Origin of the sequence: Hydrocoleum sp. CS-953 (genome assembly GCF_002260545.1) — a bacterium.
In the GTDB taxonomy this organism is placed as follows: Bacteria; Cyanobacteriota; Cyanobacteriia; order Cyanobacteriales; family Microcoleaceae; genus Trichodesmium.
Genome location: NZ_LGSU01001034.1, coordinates 1 through 6,189 on the forward strand (window position 1 = coordinate 1; position 6,189 = coordinate 6,189).

Genomic DNA, 6,189 nt, shown 5'->3' on the forward strand with positions numbered 1-6,189 from the left:
AGTATTTAATATAAACCAGGTTTCTTAGTTTATTTGAAACCGGGTTTATTGGCAGTTAATATTACTGTATTAGAGTATTTAATACAAACCCGGTTTCTTGGTTTATTTGTGTAATTCCTAATTTAGTATCTCAATTTTTTTAATTTATAAATTCAATAATTTATCCAACTTACTAACTTTTTTAACTGTTTCTGATGGCTCTGGCGATGAGATAACCTGGATACACATATTAGTAATTTCATTACTTTTTAAATCGGCAGAATTAATCCTGGTAATAGGGCGTTCCTGGGGTTGATTTTTTGTCGGAGTAACTGTTGCTAACTCTTCAGCAGTAGGGAGAACATCTTGAGGAATTTTGTCAATTTTTTCTAGTTTTGACTGAACATCTTGAAAGATTTTATTCAGAGATGAGTTATTGCTAATTATTTCCTCTACCAGAGGTTTAGTATAGATTTCCCAAGCTGTGGGGTCATCAGCTAATTGTTCGGAAACATCTTGGAGTTGTTCTTTTTCCTCTGAACTTAAAGGAGTTTCTAACTCTTGGATTGCATATACCAGAGATAATAAGAATTTTTCTTTTTCCATTAAATTATCCATCTTCAGTATCCTTCTATCTGCTATTTTTTCTCTAGTCAAGCTAAGGTTTTGAATTTCGACTCGATCAATTATCAAAATAATTCAGTCTTAAAACCCGCTTTTAAAGGCGAAATGTTTTTGGGAGGGTTGCTCAAAATCCCATTGCAAAAACAATTTATGACTTCTGAATTATAACATTTTAAATCCCCATAGGTATTAAATCTAAGTTTGGGGAATAACTAGAAAATATTATAACCCAAAGTGACAATATAAAATACAGAGGAATTACGCAAATTTACCTTAAAAATGCGATATGTAGGGGCGAATGCCATTCGCCCTCACTGGATTTAGTTTCCTTGCGTAAGTCCTGATACAATATAAAAGAAGATTATTATTAGTAAGTAGTTTTAACTATGCGTAGAGAAGCATTGGTTGTAGGAATTAACAACCATATATATGAGAGAAATTTAAATCTCAAAGCTCCTGTTAATGATGCTGAAGCTATTGCGGAAATGTTAGAAAAGTATGGCAAATTTCATGTGCAACGTTTGCCTAAAGATTATGATGAAAAAGGTAGAGAAAGATTTATTTCTAATGGCAAAGTAAAAAGTAAAGACCTTCAACCACGGATTAGTAATTTATTTAATCCTACCTCCAAAAGTGAAATTCCTGATGTGGCTTTATTCTTCTTTGCCGGACATGGTTATGTCACAACAGAAGGGGGTGTTCGAGAAGGCTTTTTAATTACTAGTGATGTGCAAACAAAAAGGAATATTTATGGCATATCGTTAAATTGGTTCAAAGAACTATTACAAAATAGTCCGGTGAAAAAACAAATAGTTTGGTTAGACTGTTGTTTTAGTGGAGAATTATTAAACTTTGAAAAGGCAGATCCGGGTAGTGGAAAAGAAATAAGTCGCTGTTTTATTACTGCTTCTCGTTCCTTTGAAACAAGTATAGAAGTAAATGGAGAACATGGTGCTTTTACAGCTAGATTACTCAAAGGTTTAAATCCAGAAAATTCTCTTGATGGTTGGATAACTAACTATATTTTGGCAGATTCTATCCAAAAGAATATGCGTGATGCTTCTCAAGCTCCTGTATTTCATAATTCAGGAAATGCAATTATTCTAACTACTAATACACCGACTCAACCTATAGATGAACGTTGGAAAAATACACCTCCTTATCGTGCTTTATCTTATTTTACAGACAAAGAAGAAGATGCAGTATTTTTTCATGGCAGAACTAGATTAACAGATGAATTAATAGACCGAGTAAGAACTAATAATTTTCTGGCAGTATTAGGAGCATCAGGCAGTGGAAAATCTTCCTTATTAAGAGCAGGTTTATTATATCAATTGAAGCGGGGGCAGAAAATTTCGGGAAGTGATAGATGGCAATATATTAAGCCTTTTACTCCTACTGGAACACCTCTAGAAAATCTGCAAAAGGCAATTAATCTAGAAGCAGAAAAACCAGAGAATTTAACAGAAAAATTAATCCAGTTTATTGAGCAAGCAGAAACAGAAAGAGTTGTCATCTTAATTGACCAATTTGAAGAATCTTTTACTCTGTGTGAAACTCACGAAAAACGACAGGAATTTTTTGATTGTTTGTTGGCAGCTCTAGAAAGTGAAGCAATTCAAAAGAAACTTTGCTTAATCTTAGGAATGCGGGCAGATTTTCTCGACCAATGTTCAAAATATACAGGGTTAGCGACTAAAATTAAAGAACGTCAACTATTAGTAACACCTCTGGAAAAAGAGGAAGTAAAAGAAGCAATTAAAAACCCGGCTCAATTAGTAGGAATGGAAGTAGAAGCCGGATTAGTTGCCCAAATTACAGAAGACTTTTTGCGGAATCCAGGTAGTTTACCTCTGCTACAATATACTATGGATGTTCTGTGGAAATATGCCACTCAAGGAGAAGAGAAAAGTAAATATTTAACACTGGCAACTTATACAAAGTTGGGAGGAATTAAGGGTACTTTAACGAAACGAGCAAACGAAGTATTTGAGAGTCTGAATAAAGAGGAAAAGTCGGTAGCAAAGAGGATATTTTTAGAATTAGTACAGCCTGGGCAACAGAAAACAAAGTCAGGAAAAATAACAGATACTCGCAGACGAGTAATTTTAGAAGATTTGCCAAATGAACAACATAGTTTAGAGATGTTGTTAGAGGTAAGTAATAAATTAGCAGACCAAAATAATCGGTTAATTACTAAAGATAAGTCAGGGGCAGGAACATTATTAGATGTGATTCACGAAGAATTAATTAGAAGTTGGGAAAAGCTGAGAAATTGGGTAGAAGATTATCAAGAAGTTTTGCCGTTGGTAAGAAAGATTGAAGTTGATGCAAAGGAATGGGAAAAACAGGATAAAAAAGATGATTGGTTATGGCGAGAAGGGCAGTTAATAAAAGCAGAAGAATATGTGACCAAATATGGGGATATGGGTTTGTTGGATGGGTATGCTTATGAGTTTGTTAGGGCAAGTCAGGAGTTGAGAACTCGTTTAGAAGTTGAAGAGAAAGAACGCATAAAAAAACAACTTGAAGAGGAAAAAGCTAAAAAATTAGCTCAAAACCAAAACCTATTTTCATCAATTGTTGCACTTGTAATGGTTGGGTTATCTGCTTATGCTTTCATTCAGAATAGGAAAGCCGAATATAGAAGTAACGTTGCTAATATTGATAGGCGAGCATCTGAAGCAGAGGTTTTGAGCATTTATAACCGTTATGATACAAGTGTTTTGTTGGCAGTCCAGTCAATAGCTCAAATTCAAGAATTTAAAGAACGGGAAGAGTATTGGTGGAGGAAAGTTGTCAGCAAATTTTTAGACAGTCAGCTTTTAGATAAATCTCAAAATGCAGTCAATGAAATTATCCGCAAGGGGTTAGCCCAACTTCCCGATCATCTTTATACTCTCAAACACGAAGGGGACGTAAGAGCAGTAGCCTTTAGTCCCGACGACAAAACTATTGCCACAGCAAGTAATGACAATACTGCCCGCCTCTGGGATGCTACCACCGGCAAAGAAGTCGCTACCCTACCCCACCAAGGAGAGGTAAGAGCAGTAGCCTTTAGTCCCGACGACAAAACTATTGCCACAGCAAGTAATGACAATACTGCCCGCCTCTGGGATGCTACCACCGGCAAAGAAGTCGCTACCCTACCCCACCAAGGAGAGGTAAGAGCGGTAGCCTTTAGCCCCGATGGCAAAACCATTGCCACAGCAAGTAATGACAATATCGCCCGCCTCTGGGATACTACCACCGGCAAACAATTAGCTACCCTCAAACACCAGGACTCGGTAAGAGCGGTAGCCTTTAGCCCTGACGGCAAAACCATTGCCACAGCAAGTAATGACAATATCGCCCGCCTCTGGGATGCTACCACCGGCAAAGAAGTCGCTACCCTCAAACACCAGGACTCGGTAAGAGCGGTAGCCTTTAGTCCTAATGGCAAAACCATTGCCACAGCAAGTAATGACAATATCGCCCGCCTCTGGGATGCTACCACCGGCAAAGAAGTCGCTACCCTCAAACACCAGGGCAGGGTAAATACAGTAGCTTTTAGCCCCGACGGCAAAATCATTGCGACAGCAAGTAATGATCAAACCGCCCGCCTCTGGGATACTACCACCGGCAAAGAAGTCGCTACCTTACTCCACCAGAACTCAGTAGGGAGAGTAGCCTTTAGCCCCGACGGCAAAACCATTGCTACTGCAAGTTATGATAATACCGCCCGCCTCTGGGATGCTACCACTGGCAAAGAATTAGCTACCCTAAACCACCAAGACTCAGTAAGGGCAGTAGCCTTTAGCCCCAACGGCAAAATCATTGCGACCGCAAGTAATGACCAAACCGCCCTCCTCTGGGATGCTACCATCGGCAAAGAATTAGCGACTCTCAACCACCAGAACACCGTAAGAGCTGTAGCCTTTAGTCCTAACGGCAAAACCATTGCTACTGCAAGTTATGATAATACCGCCCGCCTCTGGGATGCTACCACTGGCAAAGAATTAGGGACTCTCAACCACCAGAGCGGGGTAAATGCAGTAGCCTTTAGCCCCAAGGGCAAAACCATTGCCACCGCAAGTTATGATAATACCGCCCGCCTCTGGGATGCTACCACTGGCAAACAATTAGCTACCCTAAACCACCAAGGCGGGGTAAATGCAGTAGCCTTTAGTCCTAACGGCAAAACCATTGCCACCGCAAGTAATGACAATATTGCCCGCCTCTGGGATGCTACCACCGGCAAAGAATTAGCTGTTCTCGAACACCAGGACTCAGTAAGGGCACTAGCCTTTAGTCCTAACGGCAAAACCATTGCTACTGCAAGTGATGACCAAACTGCCCGCCTCTGGGATACTACTGGCAAAGAATTAGCTACCCTCAAACACAACGACTCAGTAAGGGCAGTAGCCTTTAGTCCTAACGGGCAAACCATGGCTACTGCAAGTGATGACCAAACCGCCCGCCTCTGGGATGCTACCACTGGCAAAGAATTAGCTACCCTCAAACACAACGACTCAGTAAGGGCAGTAGTCTTTAGTCCCGATGGTAAAACTATTGCGACAGCAAGTTATGACCAAACCGCCCGCCTCTGGGATGCTACCACTGGCAAACAATTAGTGACTCTCAAGCACCAGGGCGGGGTAAATGCAGTAGCCTTTAGCCCCAAGGGCAAAACCATTGCGACAGCAAGTAATGACAATACCGCCCGTCTCTGGGATATGGACACCCACGAAGTCATCGCTACCTTCAACCACCAGGATAGGGTATGGACAGTAGCATTCAGTCCCGACGACAAGACTATTGCTACTGCAAGTTGGGACAAAACTGCCCACCTCTATGAGGTAATGAAAGTAGATTTAATTGCAGAAGCTTGTCGCCGTCTCCCTCGAAATTTAACAGCAGAGGAATGGAAGCAGTATATAAACAGCAACTTGGAGACATATCAGAAAAGTTGCGAAAATCTTCCCGTTCATCCTTCTGTTAATCTTAAGTGATATCATGTCCGGTAGCATCAGAATTCCAAGTGATATAGAATCCAGATAATATCATGTCCGTTGGTATCGGAGCGTGTAAAAGTTGGGAAAATATCTACCGCCATATCAAGTTTTTCCTTCTCTTAAAGCTTCTTCCTCCCTGTTCCCTGTTAAGTGTTCCCTACCTTTGCTATACAATACCGATGCTACCGGACATGATATAATTAGGGTTTGCTGAAAAAGTCTTTTTGTGAGGGTAGGAGTCAGGAGTCGTAGGGGTGATTTCCGTTCCGGAATGCTCCTAATTACGCAAATCACCCGTACAGGAAAATTTGGAATTATAGAGGAGGTAGGAGGAAGAATAGTCCTTTGATTTTTCTCCCATAGTCTGCCCAAAATACTTAATTTTTGAACATGAGGGGTCAAAAATCTAGCACTTTTTGATACCTAAAAAGCCTAAAATCTTTATCTGCAAATGGTTTGATATTGATTCAGCCAGCCCTAATTATGACTTCTAACTTCTAACTTTTTTAATAGGGAAAAAGTCAAACTAATTTACGATCGCTTTAATATATATTTTCTGAAAAACCAAACAAATATACTGGTAGTTAAAATC

The 6,189-nt window shown here is 40.0% G+C and carries 2 protein-coding genes; one reads left to right on the forward strand and one right to left on the reverse strand.

Annotation, left to right across the window (positions count from 1 at the left end; all coding sequences use genetic code 11):
• Positions 1-144 precede the first annotated feature (144 nt).
• Positions 145-672 carry a hypothetical protein gene (locus tag AFK68_RS15030; RefSeq protein WP_094673500.1) on the reverse strand — a complete coding sequence of 176 codons (528 nt, stop codon included), beginning with the start codon at positions 670-672 and terminating at the stop codon, positions 145-147.
• 317 nt (positions 673-989) lie between these two features.
• Here AFK68_RS15030 and AFK68_RS15035 point away from each other — a divergent pair, with 317 nt between their 5' ends.
• Positions 990-5,594 (forward strand): PQQ-binding-like beta-propeller repeat protein, encoded by a 4,605-nt coding sequence (locus AFK68_RS15035; protein ID WP_094673501.1) that lies wholly within the window; start codon positions 990-992, stop codon positions 5,592-5,594.
• The last annotated feature ends 595 nt before the right edge of the window (positions 5,595-6,189 follow it).